General features: G+C 72.1%; 17 protein-coding genes and 1 pseudogene. 6 read left to right on the top strand and 12 right to left on the bottom strand.

Going from position 1 to position 17,560, the window contains the following annotated elements:
• Positions 1 to 16: 16 nt before the first annotated feature.
• Positions 17 to 421, top strand: coding sequence for a hypothetical protein (locus ACFVYA_RS07405; RefSeq protein WP_387043379.1), 405 nt, complete (start codon positions 17 to 19; stop codon positions 419 to 421).
• Between the two features lie 62 nt (positions 422 to 483).
• Positions 484 to 1,047 (top strand): DUF305 domain-containing protein, encoded by a 564-nt coding sequence (locus ACFVYA_RS07400; RefSeq protein ID WP_387043377.1) that lies wholly within the window; start codon positions 484 to 486, stop codon positions 1,045 to 1,047.
• A 78-nt stretch (positions 1,048 to 1,125) separates the two neighbouring features.
• Here the strand turns inward: ACFVYA_RS07400 and ACFVYA_RS07395 are convergent, their stop codons facing one another.
• From ACFVYA_RS07395 to ACFVYA_RS07385, 3 genes are all read right to left on the bottom strand, one after another.
• Positions 1,126 to 3,363: a heavy metal translocating P-type ATPase gene (locus tag ACFVYA_RS07395; RefSeq protein WP_387043375.1), complete on the bottom strand. Its 2,238-nt coding sequence runs from the start codon at positions 3,361 to 3,363 to the stop codon at positions 1,126 to 1,128.
• A gap of 20 nt (positions 3,364 to 3,383) precedes the next feature.
• Positions 3,384 to 4,262, bottom strand: a complete 879-nt coding sequence (locus tag ACFVYA_RS07390) for a hypothetical protein (protein WP_387043373.1) — start codon at positions 4,260 to 4,262, stop codon at positions 3,384 to 3,386.
• Between the two features lie 140 nt (positions 4,263 to 4,402).
• Entirely contained in the window at positions 4,403 to 6,175 is a 1,773-nt protein-coding gene (locus ACFVYA_RS07385; protein WP_387043372.1) for an ArnT family glycosyltransferase, read from the bottom strand.
• 112 nt (positions 6,176 to 6,287) lie between these two features.
• On the opposite strand from ACFVYA_RS07385, the gene ACFVYA_RS07380 reads away from it, so the two are divergent.
• The gene (locus tag ACFVYA_RS07380) at positions 6,288 to 6,644 is read left to right on the top strand and encodes a BlaI/MecI/CopY family transcriptional regulator (protein WP_387043370.1); all 357 of its coding nucleotides are present in this window, start codon (positions 6,288 to 6,290) and stop codon (positions 6,642 to 6,644) included.
• Entirely contained in the window at positions 6,641 to 7,510 is an 870-nt protein-coding gene (locus ACFVYA_RS07375; protein WP_387043368.1) for a M56 family metallopeptidase, read from the top strand. The genes ACFVYA_RS07380 and ACFVYA_RS07375 overlap by 4 nt, the downstream gene beginning before the upstream one ends.
• A 57-nt stretch (positions 7,511 to 7,567) precedes the next feature.
• Here ACFVYA_RS07375 and ACFVYA_RS07370 read toward each other — a convergent pair whose 3' ends face one another.
• On the bottom strand, positions 7,568 to 8,593 hold the full coding sequence (locus tag ACFVYA_RS07370; protein ID WP_387043367.1) for a potassium channel family protein: 1,026 nt from the start codon (positions 8,591 to 8,593) through the stop codon (positions 7,568 to 7,570).
• 413 nt (positions 8,594 to 9,006) lie between these two features.
• Between ACFVYA_RS07370 and ACFVYA_RS07365 the strand changes: the two are divergent.
• Together ACFVYA_RS07365 and ACFVYA_RS07360 are read left to right on the top strand one after the other, a co-directional pair.
• Positions 9,007 to 9,189 (top strand): annotated as a pseudogene (locus ACFVYA_RS07365) (hypothetical protein); the annotation flags it as partial.
• Positions 9,190 to 9,571: 382 nt separating this feature from the next.
• Complete coding sequence (locus tag ACFVYA_RS07360; RefSeq protein ID WP_387043493.1) at positions 9,572 to 9,808, top strand: hypothetical protein; 237 nt, start codon at positions 9,572 to 9,574, stop codon at positions 9,806 to 9,808.
• A 214-nt stretch (positions 9,809 to 10,022) separates the two neighbouring features.
• Here ACFVYA_RS07360 and ACFVYA_RS07355 read toward each other — a convergent pair whose 3' ends face one another.
• The 8 genes from ACFVYA_RS07355 to ACFVYA_RS07320 are packed head-to-tail and all read right to left on the bottom strand — an operon-like array spanning position 10,023 to position 17,534.
• Positions 10,023 to 10,163, bottom strand: coding sequence for a hypothetical protein (locus ACFVYA_RS07355; RefSeq protein ID WP_387043365.1), 141 nt, complete (start codon positions 10,161 to 10,163; stop codon positions 10,023 to 10,025).
• Between the two features lie 10 nt (positions 10,164 to 10,173).
• On the bottom strand, positions 10,174 to 11,574 hold the full coding sequence (locus tag ACFVYA_RS07350) for an alpha/beta hydrolase family protein (protein WP_387043363.1): 1,401 nt from the start codon (positions 11,572 to 11,574) through the stop codon (positions 10,174 to 10,176).
• Positions 11,575 to 11,600: 26 nt separating this feature from the next.
• Entirely contained in the window at positions 11,601 to 12,407 is an 807-nt protein-coding gene (locus ACFVYA_RS07345; RefSeq protein ID WP_387043361.1) for an alpha/beta hydrolase, read from the bottom strand.
• The gene (locus tag ACFVYA_RS07340; protein ID WP_387043359.1) at positions 12,404 to 13,624 is read right to left on the bottom strand and encodes an MmgE/PrpD family protein; all 1,221 of its coding nucleotides are present in this window, start codon (positions 13,622 to 13,624) and stop codon (positions 12,404 to 12,406) included. The genes ACFVYA_RS07345 and ACFVYA_RS07340 overlap by 4 nt, the downstream gene beginning before the upstream one ends.
• Positions 13,621 to 13,944: a DUF4387 domain-containing protein gene (locus ACFVYA_RS07335; RefSeq protein WP_387043358.1), complete on the bottom strand. Its 324-nt coding sequence runs from the start codon at positions 13,942 to 13,944 to the stop codon at positions 13,621 to 13,623. The genes ACFVYA_RS07340 and ACFVYA_RS07335 overlap by 4 nt, the downstream gene beginning before the upstream one ends.
• Positions 13,937 to 15,304, bottom strand: a complete 1,368-nt coding sequence (locus ACFVYA_RS07330) for an acyclic terpene utilization AtuA family protein (RefSeq protein ID WP_387043356.1) — start codon at positions 15,302 to 15,304, stop codon at positions 13,937 to 13,939. The genes ACFVYA_RS07335 and ACFVYA_RS07330 overlap by 8 nt, the downstream gene beginning before the upstream one ends.
• Positions 15,301 to 16,251 (bottom strand): NAD(P)-dependent oxidoreductase, encoded by a 951-nt coding sequence (locus tag ACFVYA_RS07325; protein ID WP_387043354.1) that lies wholly within the window; start codon positions 16,249 to 16,251, stop codon positions 15,301 to 15,303. Before ACFVYA_RS07325 ends, ACFVYA_RS07330 begins: the two co-directional genes overlap by 4 nt.
• Before the next feature lie 8 nt (positions 16,252 to 16,259).
• Positions 16,260 to 17,534, bottom strand: coding sequence for an MFS transporter (locus ACFVYA_RS07320; RefSeq protein WP_387043352.1), 1,275 nt, complete (start codon positions 17,532 to 17,534; stop codon positions 16,260 to 16,262).
• Between the last annotated feature and the right edge of the window lie 26 nt (positions 17,535 to 17,560).

Raw genomic sequence — 17,560 nt, 5'->3', positions numbered from 1 at the left:
TTGCTACGGTGAAACGGTGACGGCGACCCGGCTGGGCAAGGTGCAGCAGGTCGTCCTGCTGTGCGCCCTCGCCGTGTGCGTCCTCGCGATGCACCACGTCAGCCTGTCCCACGGCATGAGCGACGCCCCTTCGACCGCCACCGCGCACGTCGCGTCCGGCTTCGGGCCGGGGATGGCCGACTGCGCACCGGAATCCGGGGACCACGATCCCTGCATGCCGGACGGCCTGCACGACCTGCTCCACCTGTGCATGGCCGTGCTGTACGCGGCCGGGGCCCTCCTGCTCGCATTCCTGGGAATTTCGTGGCTGAACACCACCTTTTCCCGATTCGCCGGCCTTCGTGGCGTGGCGCGCCGCGGACGTCCGCCCGACCGAGGCGGCCGCGAAATCCTGACGTCCCTTTGTGTCTTGCGCACGTGATCGACCCGGCCCGGTAACCGGCCCCGTCGAAATCACCCCGGCAACACAGAGAAGGATTCGTCATGCGCAAAACCGTTCTCATCGGCGGCATCGCCGTCGCCTCCGCCGTGCTTCTCGGCGCCTGCAGCAGCAACGACTCGATGTCCGGGATGGACCCGAGCGCGCCGTCTTCCTCCGCGCAAGCGGCGGCCGACCACAACGCCGACGACGTGACCTTCGCCCAGCAGATGGTTCCGCACCACAGCCAGGCGCTGGAGATGGCGAGGCTGGTTCCGTCGCGGAGCACCAATCCGAAGGTGGCCGACCTCGCGAGCCGCATCGCGAAGGCGCAGGACCCGGAGATCCAGCAGATGCACGGCTGGCTGACGAGCTGGGGCGCCGGCATGCCGGGCATGCCCGGCATGATGTCCGACGACGACATGAAGAAGCTCGAAGCCGCCAAGGGCGCGGAGTTCGACAAGATGTGGCTGGACATGATGATCGAGCACCACCAGGGCGCGGTCGACCTGGCCAGGACCGAGCTGTCCAAGGGCGGCAACGCCGACGCGAAGGCGCTGGCCCGGAAGATCATCGACGCCCAGCAGGCGGAAATCACCGAGATGCGGGGCCTGCTCAGGCCGAGCTGATCACGGCTCGCCGGGGCGGTGCGCCACCGCCCCGGCGAGTGCCGGGCCCTTACCTGAGATCTCCGCGGAGCAGGGCTGTCAGGACCGGCTGGGTCCCCCCGCCGAGCGGGCGGTGAAGCCGCGCAGGCGCAGGCTGTTGCCGACCACGAACACCGAGCTGAACGCCATCGCCGCGCCCGCGATCATCGGGTTCAGCAACCCCGCCGCGGCCAGGGGCAGTGCCGCCAGGTTGTACGCGAACGCCCAGCACAGGTTGCCCTTGATCGTGCGCAGCGTCCGCCGCGACAGCCGGATGGCGTCGGCCACCGCGCGCAGGTCGCCGCGGACCAGGGTGATGTCGCTCGCCTCGATCGCGACGTCCGTGCCCGTGCCCATCGCCAGCCCCAGATCGGCCTGGGCCAGTGCCGGCGCGTCGTTGACGCCGTCGCCGACCATCGCGACGACCTTGCCCTCGTCCTGCAGCCGCTTGACGACGTCGAGCTTGTCCGCGGGCAGCACCTCGGCGATCACCTCGTCGATCCCGACCTCCGCCGCCACCGCCCGCGCGGCCGCCTTGTTGTCCCCGGTCAGCAGCACCGGGGTCAGGCCCAGCTCACGCAGCTGGACGATCGCCTCGGCCGAGGTCGGCTTGACCGTGTCGGCGACCACCAGGACGCCACGGGCCGCGCCGTCCCACGCCACCCCGACCGCGGTCTGCCCGCGCTCCTCGGCCGCCGCCTTCACCGCCGCGAGGTCGTCCGGCAGCGGCCGGCTCCAGTCCTCGAGCAACGCCGTGCGGCCGACCAGGACCGCGTGGCCGTCGACGACGCCCTGCACGCCGAGTCCTTCGACGTTCGCGAAGTCCTCGACCGCGGGCAGGTCACCGACGCGCTCCCGGGCGCCGCGGGCGATGGCCGTGGCGATCGGGTGTTCCGACGCGTCCTCCACGGCACCGGCCAGCCGCAGCAGCTCGGCCTCGTCGACGCCCTCGGCGGTGTGCACGCCGGTGAGCGTCATCCGGCCGGCGGTGACCGTGCCGGTCTTGTCGAGCACGACGGTGTCGACGCGGCGGGTCGACTCCAGCACCTCCGGGCCCTTGATCAGCACACCCAGCTGGGCACCGCGGCCGGTCCCGACGAGCAGCGCCGTCGGCGTGGCCAGGCCCAGCGCGCACGGGCAGGCGATGATCAGCACCGCGACCGCCGCGGTGAACGCCGCCGCCGGGCCGGCCTCGGTGCCGAGCCAGAACCCGAGCGTCGCGGCCGCCAGGCCGATGACGATCGGCACGAACACCCCGGACACCCGGTCGGCCAGCCGCTGGACCTCGGCCTTGCCGCTTTGGGCGTCCTCGACCAGCTTCGCCATCTGCGCCAGCTGCGTGTCCGCGCCGACGCGGGTGGCCCGCACGACCAGCCGGCCGCCGGCGTTGACCGTCGCCCCGGCCACGGCGTCGCCCTCGCCGACCTCCACCGGCACCGGCTCGCCGGTGAGCATCGACGCGTCGACCGCGGACCGGCCGTCTTCGACCACGCCGTCGGTGGCGATCTTCTCGCCCGGCCGCACGACGAACCGGTCCCCCACCGCCAGCTCCGACGTCGGGATGCGGACCTCGGCGCCGTCCCGCAGCACGGCGACTTCCTTCGCGCCCAGCTCCAGCAACGCCCGCAGCGCCGCCCCGGCGCGGCGCTTGGACCGCGCCTCGAAGTAGCGGCCCGCGAGGATGAACGTCGTGACACCGGCGGCAACTTCGAGGTAGATGTTGCCCGCGCCGTCGGACGGGGCGATCGTCAGCTCGAACGGGTGCACCATCCCCGGCGTCCCCGCGGTGCCGAACAGCAACGCCCACAACGACCACGCGAACGCGGCGAGCACGCCCATCGACACGAGCGTGTCCATCGTGGCCGCGCCGTGGCGCAGGTTCGTCCACGCCGCCCGGTGGAACGGCCACGCGCCCCACGTCACGACCGGCGCGGCCAGCGTCAGCGAAATCCACTGCCAGTACGTGAACTGCAGCGCGGGCACCATCGCCAGCAGGATCACCGGCACCGCGAGCACCGCAGCGGTGATCAGCCGCTGCCGCAACGGCCGCGCCGGATCTTCCTCGTCCACTTCGGACTCGTGCTTCTCGGGCCGGGGCAGTGTCGCGCTGTACCCGGCGGCTTCGACGGTGGCCACCAGCGCGGCCGGGTCGACGCCTCCGGGTGCGTTCACGCGGGCTTTCTCGGTGGCGTAGTTGACCGAAGCGGTGACGCCGTCGAGCTTGTTGAGCTTGCGCTCGATGCGGTTGGCGCAGGACGCGCAGGTCATGCCACCGATCGCGAGTTCGATCTCGGTCATGATCGGCTCTCCTTCCGCGGTCAGTGGCCGGTGCTCAAAGTGAACTCGGCGGTGCGCACGACGCCGCCGTGCTTGAAGTCGAGGAACAGCCGGTAGGTGCCCGCGCCGGGGACCTCGGCGGCGAACCCGATCTGCGGTCCGGCGGCCGTCTCGCCGTCGCCGGGTTCGCCCTCGGGGTGGACGTGCAGATAGGCGAGGTCGCCTTCGCGCAGCGCGACCAGGTGCCCGTAGGCGCCCAGGTAGGGCTGCAGGTCGGTGACCGGAACGCCGTCACGGCTGACCTTCAGCGTCAGCGGCGAGGTCTTCCCCGCGGTCAGGTCGCCGGCGACCTCGACGCTGTAGCCGTCGACCTGCGCCGTACGGCTGGGCAGGTGGGTCACGGGCTGGTAGTTCCCGGCGACCGAGAGGTCGGCGCCCAGGGTCATCGGTTTCCCACCGGTGGGCGCGAAGTCGGCGAACGCCCGGTACGAGCCCGCGGCGGGCAGGGTCAGCGGGACGCTCCAGGTGCCGTCCGGCGCCAGTTCCGGGTGGACGTGCCGGAACCCGGCGGTGTCCCGGCGGACCACGATGAGGTGCAGTTCCTTCTCGTGCTCGACGTCGTAGGCCGTGACGGGCTTGCCGTCCGGGCCGCTGATCGTGAACGAAAATCGCCCGGCCTGCAGGGCCGGGTCGGCGAGGGTGAAGGTGTAGCCGTCCTTGCTGGAGGCGAGCCCGCCCGGCAGAGCGTCCGCGGCCGCCGTCTCCACGTGGTTCGGCATGGCGCCCTCGTGGGGCTCGCTGTGACCGGCTTCGCCGGGCGCGGCCGAGACCGGGCCGGCCGTCTTCCCGACGATGAATCCACCGGCCGCGAGCAGGGCGAGCGCTCCGCCGAACACGGCCAGCCGTGCGGTGGTGTTCATGGCAGTTTCCTCGGTTTCGGGTCGCCGGTTCAACCGGCGACCTTCGGGGTGCGACGTCGCCGCCTTCCGCCTTCAAGGTACCCCTAGGGGGTACCCGTATCAAGAGACCTGCGTCTCAGCGGCGGCGACAACAGCACCCGCTAGACCGCCGCACAGTCGAACAGCGTCATGCCGCTCGGCGTCCGGAGCGGCACCGGCGCGCAGTGGCTTCGGGCCCACTCCGCGCGCTCCCCGAGCACCCCCGGCAGCCCGGGCACCGCGGTCAGGTACAGGAACCGCAGCTGTCCGCCACGGATCAGGCCGGCGAGTTCGGCCGGCTCGGGATAGGGCGAGAAGCCGGTGAACCCACCCATCGGGAGCACGCTGTACCCGGCGGCGAGGTAGGGCGACGCGGTGCTCGCGTCCCCGGTCGCGAACAGGAACCGCTCCCCCGCCCGCCTGGCTCGCAGGTACTGGAGCAGGGCCGGGTCGACGGCGGAGCCGGGCAGGGGCGCGTCGATGGCGGGGACCGGCCCGGTCGGCGGTACGCCGAGGATGCGGGCCAGGGTGACGCGAGGATCCGCGACCCCGAAGACCGCGACGGCCGTCTGCGGTCCGGCGACCGGGTTGGCGGTGTGCATCGAGTTCGCGGCCACGGCCGGGGTGATCGCGATCCAGGCGACCGGCGCCGCCAGCAGCACCACCGCACCCAGCGCGGCGACCGCACGACGAGGCCCGCGCAGCGCCATCCCGAGGACGACGACGGACGCGACCGCCACCAGCCAGCCCGGTCCGCCCGCGCGGGTCATGACCACGGCGGCGCCCACGACGGAAAGCACCCCGCCGATCGGCAGCACCCACCGGAGGCCGCTGCGGTCCCGCCACCACGACCAGGCCACCGGGACACCGGCACCGACGACCGCGGCCAAGGCCGGCGCGAGCAGCGTCGCGTAGTACGGGTGGATGCCCGGCAGGAAGCTCAGCACCAGCGCGCCCGTCAGCAGCCAGCCGCCCCAGAGGGTCCACAGAGGATCGCGGCGGTGCGGCCACCAGGCGGCGGCCAGCAGCACCAGCGCCAGCGGAAGCAGCCAGCCGATCTGCCCGCCGAGCTGGTCGTCCAGCAGCCGCAGCGGCCCGGGCGGGCCGCCGTAGGGCGCCGCAGTCGACGACAACGGCGAACCGCCACCGGCCAGGCTCCGGCCGAGGCCGTTGTAGCCGAAGACCATTTCCCACCACGAGTCGCCCCGGCTGCCGTCGACGTGCGGGCGTTCGCCGCGGGGCACGAAGCCGACCGCCACAAGCCAGACCAGCGACACCACGAGCGCCGTCCCGCTCAGCGCCACCGCGCGCCGCAGCCGTGGTCCAGGACCCACCGAGCAAGCCGCGATCAGGGCCGGCAGGACGATCCAGGCTTCGGCCATTTTGATCTGGAACCCCACGCCGACCAGGGCTCCGGCGGCGACCACCCAGGGCCACCGGACGTCTTCGAGGGCGCGGGTCAGCGCGTAGGCGGCCGCGACCAGGCACAGCACGAGCTGCGGGTCGACGAGGTTGACCCGCGCCGTCGCGAACGCCACCGGCGATGCCAGGAGCACGGCCGCGGCGATCAGCCCGGCGCGGGTCCCGGCCCAGCGGCGGACCGCCGCGAACAGCAGCGGCACGGTGGCCGTCGCGGCGAGCGCGCCCGGCAGCAGCAGGACCCAGGAGTGGAACCCGAACACCCGCACGAACAACGCCTGGATCCACAGGCCGCCCGGCAGCTTGTCCACGGTCATGCTCGCCGCCGGATCGACGGCGCCGAAGACGAACGCGGACCAGCTCGTGCTCATGCCGCGCACCGCCGCGCTGTAGTAGTAATGCGTCCCGCCCCGGAACAGCCCCCAGCCGTGAAGACAGCCCGCCACCAGGGTCAGCACGACCAGCGGCCGTCGCATCGCAGCCCTCCTCCGCTACAGTTTGTAGTACTACACGAAGTAGTACTACAGCGGCCGGGACCTGTCTACTACGCTGTGTCATAGAAGCTGTGTCGTGCCGAACGGAGGGCCGATGGGAAAGCTCGGCGAGCTGGAGCGCGCCGTGATGGACGCGTTGTGGGCGCGCACCAGCCCGGTCAGCGTGCGCGCGGTCCACGAGGCGCTCGCCGATCGCGGCCTCGCCTACACGACGGTGATGACGGTGCTGTCCCGCCTGGCGGACAAGGGTTTCGTGCTCAGGGAACGCGACGGCCGCGCCTGGTTGTACGCCCCCGCGGCGAGCCGCGACCAGTACGTCGCCGAGCTGATGTTCGAGGCGCTCGGCGAGACCGGCGACCGCGGCGGCGCGCTGACGCACTTCGCCCAGGCGGTGAGCGCCGACGAGGCCGACGTCCTGCGCAAGGCGCTCACCCGCAAGCGCCGGACATGATCTACGTCCTGCACCACCTCGCCGCGCTGGTCCTCGCCGCGCTCGCGGCGGGCTACCTGCGCCGGGCGCGGTGGCCGGTTCTGCGTCCGCGGCTGGCGGTGGCGCTGTGGCAGGCGGTCGCCCTGACGATCGTCGTCGCGTCCGTCAGCGGGCTGCTCGCGCTGGGGCTGATGCCGCTGCGCCAAGGCATCGTGCCCGGCCTGTTCTCCTTCGCCGCCGATCCCCGCGATCCGCTCGGCGCACTCGCGATCGCCACCGGACTGGCGCTGGCAGCCGCGCTCACCGGACAGCAGCTGTGGTGCGCGGTCCGGGTCGCCCGGCAACGAGCCCGGCACCGGAACCTCCTCGCGCTGCTCGCCGAGCCGCGCGGCGGCACCCTGGTCCTGGACCATCCCCTGCCGGTCGCCTACTGCGTCCCCGGCCGGACGGCCGAGATCGTGCTCAGCACCGGCGCACGCAGCCTGCTGACCGACGGCGAACTGGCCGCCGTCCTGGCCCACGAGCACGCCCACCTGCGCGAACGTCACGCGCTCGCGCTCGCCCCGTTCGCCGCGCTGGCGCGGCTGTTCCCCGGCTGCCGCCGGCTGAGCGCGGACATCCACCTCCTGCTGGAAATGCGGGCCGACGACCGGGCCGCCCGCCGGCACGGCCGCGACACCGTGGCCGCGGCACTGGAAAAGTTCCGCGCGCACGGCGCGGCCGCGGCACCGCCCGGCGCCCTCGGCGCGGCAGCGGCCACGACGTATCGGATCGACCGGCTCCGCCGACCTCCGGTCAGCGGTCCGCGCGTACTGCCCTGGCTGGTCACCGCCGCCGTCCTGACCCTGCTGGCGACGCCGCTCAGCCTGCTGCTCACCCCGCGCTGAGCGTCATTTCGTCGCGGCGACGCAGCCCAGCCGCCCCTGCGCCGAGCCCGGCTCCGCTCAGCGCAACGCGTCGGCGACATCTCCGGCCGTCAGCCGCCGGGGACCGACGTAGTAGAGGATCGCACCCGCCGGCAGTTCGCTGCCCCACTCCGGGTTCACGACCAGCGCGTCACCGGTCCGCACGGCGAGGATCGTGGCGCCGTAGGCCCGGCCCAGCGCGATGCCGCACCGTTCCACGGACAGCCCACCCGACGACGCCGGCACGGCCACGGAATACGTGCTCGCCCCACCCGCGGTCATCAGCTCGGTGTAGACCTCCGCGATGCCGGGAGAAGTGATCTCTTCGGTGACCATCCACGGCGTGTGCCAGGGGACGCACCTGATCCGCGGGTCCACGTAGCGCACGAGGTCGGCCTTCTCCATGTCCCGCAAGGTGACCACGATGTGCGCTGCCGGGGCGGCGTGGCCGACCATCACCGCGACCGCCAACGCCTCGTTGTCGTCCCCGACGTCGACGAGCACGGCCGCCGCCCGGGCCAGGCCGGCGCGAGCCAGGACGTCCGCAGCGGTCAGCTCGCCCCGGACGAAGTCCACCGGCTGCGCGGGCACGGGGTGGACCGGCACTTCGTCCCCGGCGCACAGGACGAGCGCGTTCACGTCGTCGGCGAGCAGCTGCGCCACGATCCGCTCGGTGCGCCCGGCGGTGTAGCCGACCAGGACGGTGTGCCCGGTTTTCGTCACTGTGTCCGCGCCCTGCATGCGTCGTCCCTTCGCCTGCTCCAGCATCGAAGCGAGCCTGGTGAACACCGAAGTGAGCGTGGCGATCCCGCCCACGATGACATAGCCACCGACGAAGTGCCCGGCCATGGTCCCGGGCGAAAAGTCGCCGTACCCGACGGTCGCGGCCGTCACCACGAAGTACCACCAGTAGTTGCCCGGCTCGACCAGCTCACTGCCCGCGGGTTCGGCCCACACCATGAGCGGCCAGCTCGTCACGAACACGAAGACCACGACGACGGCCGGCAGCAGCCAACCGCGGCCGAGCACCCAGCGGGCCAGCAGCCGCGAAAGGAAGAACGACAACCCGCCTCCCTTCACACGCTGCGACCACGCATTCACCCGACGCGAGTCGTCCGGTGCCCGGATTCGGGTCAGCGGAACATATCCGCACATCGGACACAACCGTCTTTATCGGACCGTGACAGCCTGGCCAGGTCAAGAAGCCGTACAAAGTGGACTCCTTCCGTCCGAAAAGCGGAAATCCCCGCTTGGGCGGAAACAGCGCTGCGACCAGCACGGTGACGATGGCTCCCTTCTTTTGCGAACGGGCGGGACGCTCCTCGTTTGCTCGCTCGCTTCGGCGCCGGCGGACCGGCCGGTTGATTCGGCCGGAAGCCGGACAAGAGGACACCGGCGTCCATTGAGGACATTCCGGTGCGCTGCCGGAGTAGAGCGACCGTCGCCTCAACGGCGCGGGCAAGACGACCACCATCCGGATGCTGCTCGGCCTCGTCCGCCCCACCCGCGGCCAGGTGCGGCTGTTCGGGGAACAGGCCAGGCCCGGCCGCAACGCCGTCTGGGCCCAGGTCGGCTACCTCGTCGAAACGCCCTCCGCCTGCCCGGAACTCACCGTCACCGAAAACCGGCCCGAGCTGCTGATCCTCGACGAACCCGCCAACGGGCTCGACCCCGCCGGCGTCGCCGAGGTCCGGAACCTGCTGCACGAGCTCGCCCGCCACGACGGGGTGACGATCCTGCCGTCCAGCCACATCCTCACCGAAGTCGCCCGCCTGGCCGGCCGGGTCGGCGTGCTCGACCACGGACGGCTGGTCAGGGGAGGCGGCACTGCCGACCTGACCGCGCAGGCCCGTCTGCGGCTGCGCGTCGCGGTGCGAGACCGCGGTCGTGCTGCGGCCGCGTTGCGGGCGGCCGGGTATCCCGCCGAGGACGACGGAGACGACGGGCTCGTCCTCACCGGCAACCACGCGATCCAGCACCCCGACGCCATCGCCACCCGGCTCGTCACCGCGGGTTGCCCACCCACGCTCCCGCTTGCCGTGGGTGACCGTGCTCGCGTTCACCGTCGCGGCCGGGTTCGGTGGCCTGGTCATGTTCATCCTCCAGGACATCAGCCGCGCCCACACCCTCGGCCTGCTGGGCACCAAGGCGGCACTCACCGGCGGCAGCGCCGACTGGCCCGCCTACTCCGCCCTGCTCGCCCAGACCATCACCGTGGGCGGCTCCGTCCTGTTCGGGGTCATCGCTGTCGAATTTCGTGAAAGCACACGGGAACGGTGACAAATTTCCGACTGCAACTGAACGACAAGTACCGGGTCCGGGGCAGGCCGATTCGCGGACGACGAGCTCGGCCGGCAGGTCCGGCGCCCGGTTGACCACGCGGCCCGGCCGGCGGACGGCGACGTGTACCGCCTCCTGGGACGCCGGGCTGACCGAGACTTGGAAAACGCATTCCTCAGGCAGGTGCCCGCGTCACGCACCGCGTCAAGAGCGGTCAGCCGGCCGCCGGGGCTCGTTCCCGGGTGCTGTCCCGGACGACCAGGCGGCCTTCGACGATCACGTGGGTGACCGCACCGAGGTCGCCGAGCGCGAGCCGGATCGCCTCGGCTCCGGCGTACGCGAGCGGCAACGCCACCGTGGTGAGCTCAGGGAGCGATCCCCACACCGTCGATCCGGCTCCACGTCCGCTCCTGCGCCGCGGTCATGGCCGGCCAGCCCGCACCACCGGGCCGGGGCCGAACTCGGCTGCAGTAAGCCGAAGGACGGTATCCGGGGTCGTAGAAGCACCCGCCCTCGTAGGTGCGGTCGAAAGCCCCGCAGGACTCCGCGATCGAGCTCGGGGCCGGCTTCCGGCCGGTCCGTACCCAGTCGTCGAGGGCGGCGATGGATGTGGCGTACTCCGAGACGCTCAACCCGTCGTGCCCGGCTTCCCGGGTGAAGGTCTGGACGAGGTGGCTGTCCCGGCCGGCACCGTGGAGCGTGGCGCGGTAGGCCGCCTCGTGCTCCACGAAGACCGACGGGTCGTCGATCGCGTGCAGGGTGAGGACCGGGAGGGAGACCTGGCCGGTGAGGTCGCTGTCGTAGGACAAGTCACGGCGTGCGGTGGGGTCGGCCGCGAATCGCGCGACTCCGGCGTTGAGGGCGCTGTCGTCGTGTGAGCCCGTGTACCGCACGCCCTGGGTGGCGAACGGGTTGCGGCCGCCGAGCCGGTTCACGGCGATGTCCTGGAACAGGAAGGTCGCGTACTGCAGGTGCGTCGGCAGCGAGCGTTCCGGGATGCCCGTGACGGCGGTGATGTCGTCCAGGTTGCGCTGCTGCGACGGCGTCCGGTTCGCCGAGCCGATGCCGGTGCACTCCTCCAGGCGGGCGAGCACGTCGTCCGGGGTCAGCGTGGAGTCCGCGGGCAGCCCCTGCCACAGCGGGTACTGCGGCTCCGTCGGGCGCGGGAGGTTGCGGCAGTAGTACTGGTAGACCACCCGCAGGTCCACGCGGTGGTCGTAACCGCGGGAGCCACCGGCCAGCAGGCCGCTCGTCAGCAGCACTCCGTCGTAGGCGCCGCGCTCCCGGCCGTAGGTCTCGGCGATCTTGGCGGCGACGTTGCCGCCGAAGGACTGGCCGTGGACGTACGTGCGGTCGGGCCGGCCGAACCGCTCGACGAACAAGCGCCGCACGGTGTCGGTGTCGGCGGCGGCCATCCTGACCCCGTAGCCGCCGCGGCGGTACGACGATGCGGCCCAGGCGTAGCCCTCCTGGACCATCACCGCCCACTCCGCCAGGTCCTTGGTGGTGTCGGAGGGATCGATGGACGCGGTGGGTCCGCCGTGGGCGTGGACGACGAGCGCGCGGTTCCAGCGCTTCGGGACGGCCATCGTGTAGTAGGCGCCATTGGCGTCCTGGCCGGTGTAGCAGGTGGCCTTCCCGGCCAGGGTGGGCGGGCAGGCGGTCGGCGGCGTCGCGCTCGCCTGGCTCGGGACCGCGGTCCCGAGCGTGCCCAGGACGGCCAGCAACGCGCCGAACACTGCCCCACGGCGGATGACTTCGGGCAAGGAACTCCCTTTCCGGGTTGTCGGGCTCATCCGGCCAGCAGGCCGGTGAAGAAGTCGACGATCGGGGGCTGCGTCCCCGCGGCGCTGTGGCCGACCCCGGGGACCACGACCTTCCGGATCGTGGTGCCGTGCCCGGTCAGGCTCGCGGCCAGCCGGTCGAGCTCCTCCGGCCGGCTGCGGCCGGGGTCGCCCATGGCGGCCAGGTCGGCCCGCCCGTCGTCCTCGGCGCCGACGACGAGCAGCACCGGCACCCTGGCGACCGCGACCGGGTCCACCGTGATCCCGAACCGCCGCTGGGTGTCCCCGATGCCTTCCGGCCAGGCGAGCGTGTCGTCGAGCGGGGTCACCCGGCCCGGCGCGCTGACCGCGACGGTGGAGACCCGGTCCGGGTGCAGGTAGAGGAACCGGTGGGCGAACTGGCCACCACCGGAGTGCCCGGACAGCAGCACCTTGTCCACCCGCGCGTTCCACCGGACCCGGACCTGCTCGAGGATCTCCAGCAGCACCAGGTCGAACCGGATGCCGTGGGCGTCGAGGGTCTTGTAGTTGTCGACGTCGTCGGGGTCGTCGATGCCCACCGGGAACAGCGGCGCCACGACGATGAGGTCGTGCCGGTCGGCGAAGGGGATGAGGCCCTCGCGCAACGCCCCGACGTTGCGCCCGGTGCCGTGCACGGCCACCAGCACCGACATCCGGGCCTCGGGTGTCCAGCTCCTCGGGACGTAGGCGCAGAAGCTGCAGCGTGGTTCGGTCGGCGCGGCGAAGAACGGGGTGCGGCCGGTCAGCAGCCGGCGGCCGGGGTGGGCGGCGGGCAGGTCTTCGACACGGATCACGAGCTCTCCCGGGGAGTTCGGTCGTCGTCGACGACCAGGGCCTGCATGAGGGTGGTGACGGCCGGCGCCCGGTCGACGTGCCAGATCTCGTCGAGCATCCGGCGCCACCGGGCTTCCGTCGTCAGCGGTTCGACCAGGGCCGCGAACTTCTTCTCGAGCTGCTCGTCGGTCATCGGCGTCCCGTGTCCGCCGGGGGCGTTGCGGACCTCGCGGACGAGCTCGGCGCCGGAGGTGAGGCCGATGGTGACCCGGTTGGGGATGCGGGTCGGCAGCATCGCCGTGAGTGCGGGGTCTTCGCGCACCTCGACGCGGGCCATCAGCGCCCCGACCACGGGATCCGTGAGCGCGTGCGGATCGTACGAAGAGGCCGTCAGCTCCCCGTCGACGAGCACGCGGGCGACCGTGTACGGCAGGCTGTGGTCGGCAGTCTCCCGAGTCGCGGGGCGCCACTTCTCCGGGTCCTTGCCCAGGATCGTCCAGCCGATGTGCGTGGTGTCGACGGCGATGCGGTCGACCTCGCGCAGATCGGTGATCTGTTCGCGCAGGGCGAGCGCCGCCCACACCGCGGTCTGCATCTCACCGTTGGTCGGCAGCATCTTGGTGAGCGTCCGCGATACCGCGTACGGGCTTTCGGGGCTGCGCGGGAACTCGAGCGGCTCCAGGGCGAAGGAACCGCTCACCTGCCGCATGAACCCCATCTCGCCCTCGAAGATCGGCGCGGGCCCGGTGAACCCTTCCCGCGCGAGCCAGGCGGAAAAGACGCCGTTGCGGGCGGCGTTCGGCGCGGAGGAACCCTTCCACGACGACAGTTCGCCCGCCCGGACCTGGCGCAGGGCGATGTGCCCGTTCACGGCGATGTTCACGGCCTGGGTGAGCTGCCGGGCGTCGAGTCCCATGAGCTTGCCCGCGGCGAGCCCGAGGTAGCCGTCGTTGAAGTCCAGGTGGCGCACCATCGTCCCGTTCACGAACGCGGCGACGTCCGCTGTGGCGCGGTCCCGGGTGCCCAGAACCGTCGACGGGCCGGCCGGAAGGGCACGGGCGAGCCGTCGCGCCGCCCGGGCGAGCCGTCGCGCCGCCCGGGCGGGCCCGGCGCCGAACGCGCCGAGCCCGCAGCCCAGGGTATCGACCAGCCGTTGCCGGACGGTGTGGATCGCGTGCTCGCCGAGGTCTTCGAAGCGCAGCGCGGCCGCCCAGGAACCGAGGTCGCCGGCGATCACGACGGCCGCTCGATCGGCAGGCGCGCGAGCGGGACGTGGTGCTGCCCCGCGTGGATGTCCCGGTCCCGGAGCGAGCCCTGGCTGACCGGGCGGGGGAAGGAGATCTTCACGACGTTGAGCGACGGCATCCGGAACAGCCGGACGGTGCTTTCCTCGACGCGGTAGAGCCGCGCGATCACGCCCTCGTTCAGGAACGACTCGTCCGCGGCGATCCGGTAGCCCTCGGCGTCGCGCATGAAGAGCTCCATGGTGACCCAGAACGGGCCGGCGTTCTTGGAACGGACCTCGTGCGCCAGGTCCGCGAGAGTCGTGTCAGGCATGGGTCTTCTCCCCCAGTTCGGTCCGGAACAGGTCGGCGGGATCGGCGCAGTCCACGACGTGGTTCAGCACGAACTCGTACGCCGCGCCGCGCTCGATCTCCGCGGGCGAGAACGGGAACGCGAGGCTCGGCAGGTAGTCCATGCCCGGCGTCGGCAGGTGCAGCATCAGCGGGTTGGCGACCTTGGCCACCGCCGTCGCGGTCGCCTGGTCCGGCGCGTTGACGAGCAGCATGACGCCGACCTCGCGCGGTGGCCCGCTTTCGGGCTCGAGGCCGTCCAGCACCGCGTTGTGGCCGTAGAGGCGGAGGTCGAAGGCGTACTCGTGGTCCGCCAGTTCCAGCGTTTGCCGCACCCGCTGGGTGATCATCGTGCGCATCAGCCGGGCCCAGGCGTCGATGTCCGCGAGGATGAGCGGATCCCGGATCGCCGAGAACGACATGGTTTCGCAGCCGGTGATCCGGGCGCCTTCCAGCTTGATCGTGTACTGGTCGGCGACGTGGAACTCCGAGCCCTCGACGCGGACGATCCGGTCGTCGACCGCGGTGTAGCGCGCGTTCCGGACGTCGAGGGTGCCGGCGGGCTCCCGCATTTCGAACGGGTTCGCGGACTCGTAAAGCATGTGGGCGGCCACCGAAATCGGCGTGCACGACACCTCGGGGTCGAGCGGCTCGATGGTGAAGCCGCCGGCGTCGATGGTGGCGAGGACCCCGCCCGCGCGCGGGTTGCCGGTGCACTGACCGCCGCACTCGACGATCTTGGCCGCGTGCCACGTGGGCCCGGCGGGCATTCCCTTCATGAGCGGGTAGGCGGCCGCGACCGCGGTGTCGGTGGCGCGGCCGGCGAGCACGACCTGGGCGCCGGCGCGCAACGCCTCGACGATCGGTTCGTGCCCCATCGCGCCGACGATGTGGGTGCAGCTCTCCAGGGTCTCGGCCGTGAGTTCCCCCAGCGGGGCCAACGGGTGGATGCGGCCGGCGTCGAGGTGTTCTTTGAGGTCGGCCGCGTTCTGCTCGCTGTAGATCCGCGCGACCTTCAGGTCCAGGCCTTCCTCGGCCAGCACGTCGGCGGCGATCCCGGCGACCCAGTCGACGCCGCGGTCGGTCCCGCTCGTGCCGCAGGAACCCACGATCACCGGAATCCCCGCCCCCGCGGCGGCCGTGAACAGGCTGCGCAAGTCGCGCGCCACCGCCTTCGCCGTCGTCTTGGGCGAGGAGGACCCGAGGTAGTAGGGGCCGGAGTCGGTGGACCCGGCGTCGATGCTGATGACGTCGGCGCCCAGCGCGATGCCACGCTCGATCGTCGCGTGGTCCCAGCCGGCGCCGAGCATGCCGCTCGGCGTCAGGATGCGCACGGTGTTCATGTTCCTCGTTTCTCTTCGTCGACCACGAATTGCGCCCGTCCCGCGAGGGCCGCCACCAGTTCTTCGGCGCCGCGCAGGCCCGCGGCCCGCCGGGCTTCGGCGGTCTGCCCGGCCAAGTGGGAGTAGACGACGATGCCGTCCACGCCACGCAGCGGGCTGCCGGCCGGGAGCGGCTCGTCGACGACGACGTCCAGCGCGGCACCCGCGATCTGTCCACTCCGGACGGCCGCGACGAGCGCGTCCTCGTCGACGATGGCGCCGCGTGCCGTGTTGACCAGCAGTGCCGTCGGCTTCATCTGCTTGAACGCCAGTGCGTCCAGCAACCCCCGCGTCCGTTCGGTGAGGGCGGTGTGCACCGAGACGTAATCCGAAGTGGACAGAAGCTCGGGCAGGCCGGTGAACCGGACCGCGGGATCACGCAGCTCCGCCGGGACGTTCGTGGTGCAGACCACGCTCATGCCGAACGCGCGGGCCAAGGGCACCACGGCCCGCGCCGCGGCCCCGTAACCGATGAGCCCGAGCGTCGCACCGCGCAGTTCGTGTCCGTCCTCGCGGGGCCAGTTTCCCCGCGCGACCCCGGAAGCGGACTGCACGAGCCGCCGGGCCCCCGCGAGCAGCAGGCCGAGGGTGTACTCGGCGACCGCATTGGCGTTCACCCCGGGCAGATTGCTCACGGAGATCCCGAGCCGGGCCGCGGCGGCGACGTCGATCGAGTCGTACCCCACGCCGGTGCGCACGATGACGCGCAACTGCGCGGCCTGGGCGAGCACGTCCGCCGTCAGCGGTTCGTTGGCCACCAGCGCCGCGTCGATCCCGGCGAGAGCGGCCGCGAGCTGCGCGGGATCGCGACGGCCGGTCATGGGCAGGTGCACGGTCTCGAGGCCGGAACCAAGCAGGAACCGGTCGACGTCGTCGCCGGGACGCAGGTAGTCCGTGGTGATCAGCACGCGGTCTTTCACAGCGCCCGCCCCGCGGTCGACCGGCACTGCAAGGCACTCACGCGCGCGACCGCCAGCACGGCGAGCAGCGCGATGACCGCGACGTGGAGGAGCAGCAGCGGCCAGCCGGTCAGGTCGACCAGGCCGCCGACCACGGCCGGGCCGAGGAAGCCGCCACTGACCCAGCCGACGGTGTAGAGCCCGGTGTAGGTCCCGACCACCTGATCGGACGGGGCGAGGTTCCACAGCACGACGACCGCGTTGACCAGGAATGCGGACGCCCCCGCGGACGCCACGCAGAGACCGATGACGGCACCGGTGGGTGTCCGCACCACGGTGCCGAGCACCATGCCGGCCGCGAAGACCGTCATCCCGACCGCCATCACCCGCAGCCGGCCGAAGCGTTCGGCGAGCCTCGCCACCGGGTAGGCCGCCACGATGAAGGCCACCCCGCTGGGCAGGGTGAGCCCGCCCGCTTCGCCGCGGGACATGCCCAGCGCTTCCATGCCGTAGGGCGTGATGAGCGCCCGCGAGGCGGCCCACGCGCCGCCGAACAGCAGGATGGACGCGATGAGCAGCAACCGGCTGCGGTCCGCGTCCCGCACGATGTCGAGCACGGTGTCCCGGACCCGCGCGGCGGGTGCGGCCGCGCCGTCCTGGTCGCGTTCCCCGTCGACGGCGGTCCGGTAGGCCGGTGACCGGCTGTCGCGGACGTTCGCGGCCAGCACGGCCAAGGACACCACCATCAGGATCGCGGGGATCGCGAACGACAGCTTCGGGTGCGTGTCGATCAGGAAGATGCTGATCAGGGCGGCGACCATCACCGTGAGGCTGGCCGCGATCTTGACGACCGCGTTCGCCCGGCTCCGCCGCTCGGGCGGGACGAAGTCCGGGAGCAGGGACTCGGCGATCGGCTTGAACGAGTTCGCGACGAGCGCGTAGCCGAACATGACCGCGATCAGCAGCGGCAACGAGGCCGCGACGTGCGGGATGACGAGGAACAGCAGGGCGGCCACGGGCATTCCGACGAGGAGGTAGGGCATGCGCCGGCCCCACGAGGTGCGCGTGCGGTCCGAGCGGTTGCCCATCCACGGCTGGATGAAGATGCCGAGCACGTTGTCCATCCCCATCAGGAGACCGATCAGCGCGGCGCTGCCGATGTGTTCGCGGAGAAGCGGCGGAACCTGCGAGTCGTAGAGGTTCCACGTCGACTCCTGCGCGAAGACCGCCAGGGCCACGAAGAACGTCACCCGCCCCGTCCGCACGCGCTGTGTGCTCGACGTCGTCGTCATGCTGCTAAGCTACTTTTGCTATAGCA

It is taken from the genome of Amycolatopsis sp. NPDC058278 (genome assembly GCF_042881395.1).
Taxonomy (GTDB): Bacteria; Actinomycetota; Actinomycetes; order Mycobacteriales; family Pseudonocardiaceae; genus Amycolatopsis.
Note: the sequence above shows the minus strand (reverse complement) of the source record. Positions and strands in the feature narration are given on the sequence as shown.

What these genes read in the sequence shown, in the direction of transcription:
- ACFVYA_RS07335 (WP_387043358.1), bottom strand. Translation starts at nt 13,944, where the DNA reads ATGCCTGACACGACTCTCGCGGACCTGGCGCACGAGGTCCGTTCCAAG.
- ACFVYA_RS07320 (WP_387043352.1), bottom strand. Translation starts at nt 17,534, where the DNA reads ATGACGACGACGTCGAGCACACAGCGCGTGCGGACGGGGCGGGTGACG.
- ACFVYA_RS07390 (WP_387043373.1), bottom strand. Translation starts at nt 4,262, where the DNA reads ATGAACACCACCGCACGGCTGGCCGTGTTCGGCGGAGCGCTCGCCCTG.
- ACFVYA_RS07395 (WP_387043375.1), bottom strand. Translation starts at nt 3,363, where the DNA reads ATGACCGAGATCGAACTCGCGATCGGTGGCATGACCTGCGCGTCCTGC.
- ACFVYA_RS07375 (WP_387043368.1), top strand. Translation starts at nt 6,641, where the DNA reads ATGATCTACGTCCTGCACCACCTCGCCGCGCTGGTCCTCGCCGCGCTC.
- ACFVYA_RS07330 (WP_387043356.1), bottom strand. Translation starts at nt 15,304, where the DNA reads ATGAACACCGTGCGCATCCTGACGCCGAGCGGCATGCTCGGCGCCGGC.
- ACFVYA_RS07380 (WP_387043370.1), top strand. Translation starts at nt 6,288, where the DNA reads ATGGGAAAGCTCGGCGAGCTGGAGCGCGCCGTGATGGACGCGTTGTGG.
- ACFVYA_RS07400 (WP_387043377.1), top strand. Translation starts at nt 484, where the DNA reads ATGCGCAAAACCGTTCTCATCGGCGGCATCGCCGTCGCCTCCGCCGTG.
- ACFVYA_RS07385 (WP_387043372.1), bottom strand. Translation starts at nt 6,175, where the DNA reads ATGCGACGGCCGCTGGTCGTGCTGACCCTGGTGGCGGGCTGTCTTCAC.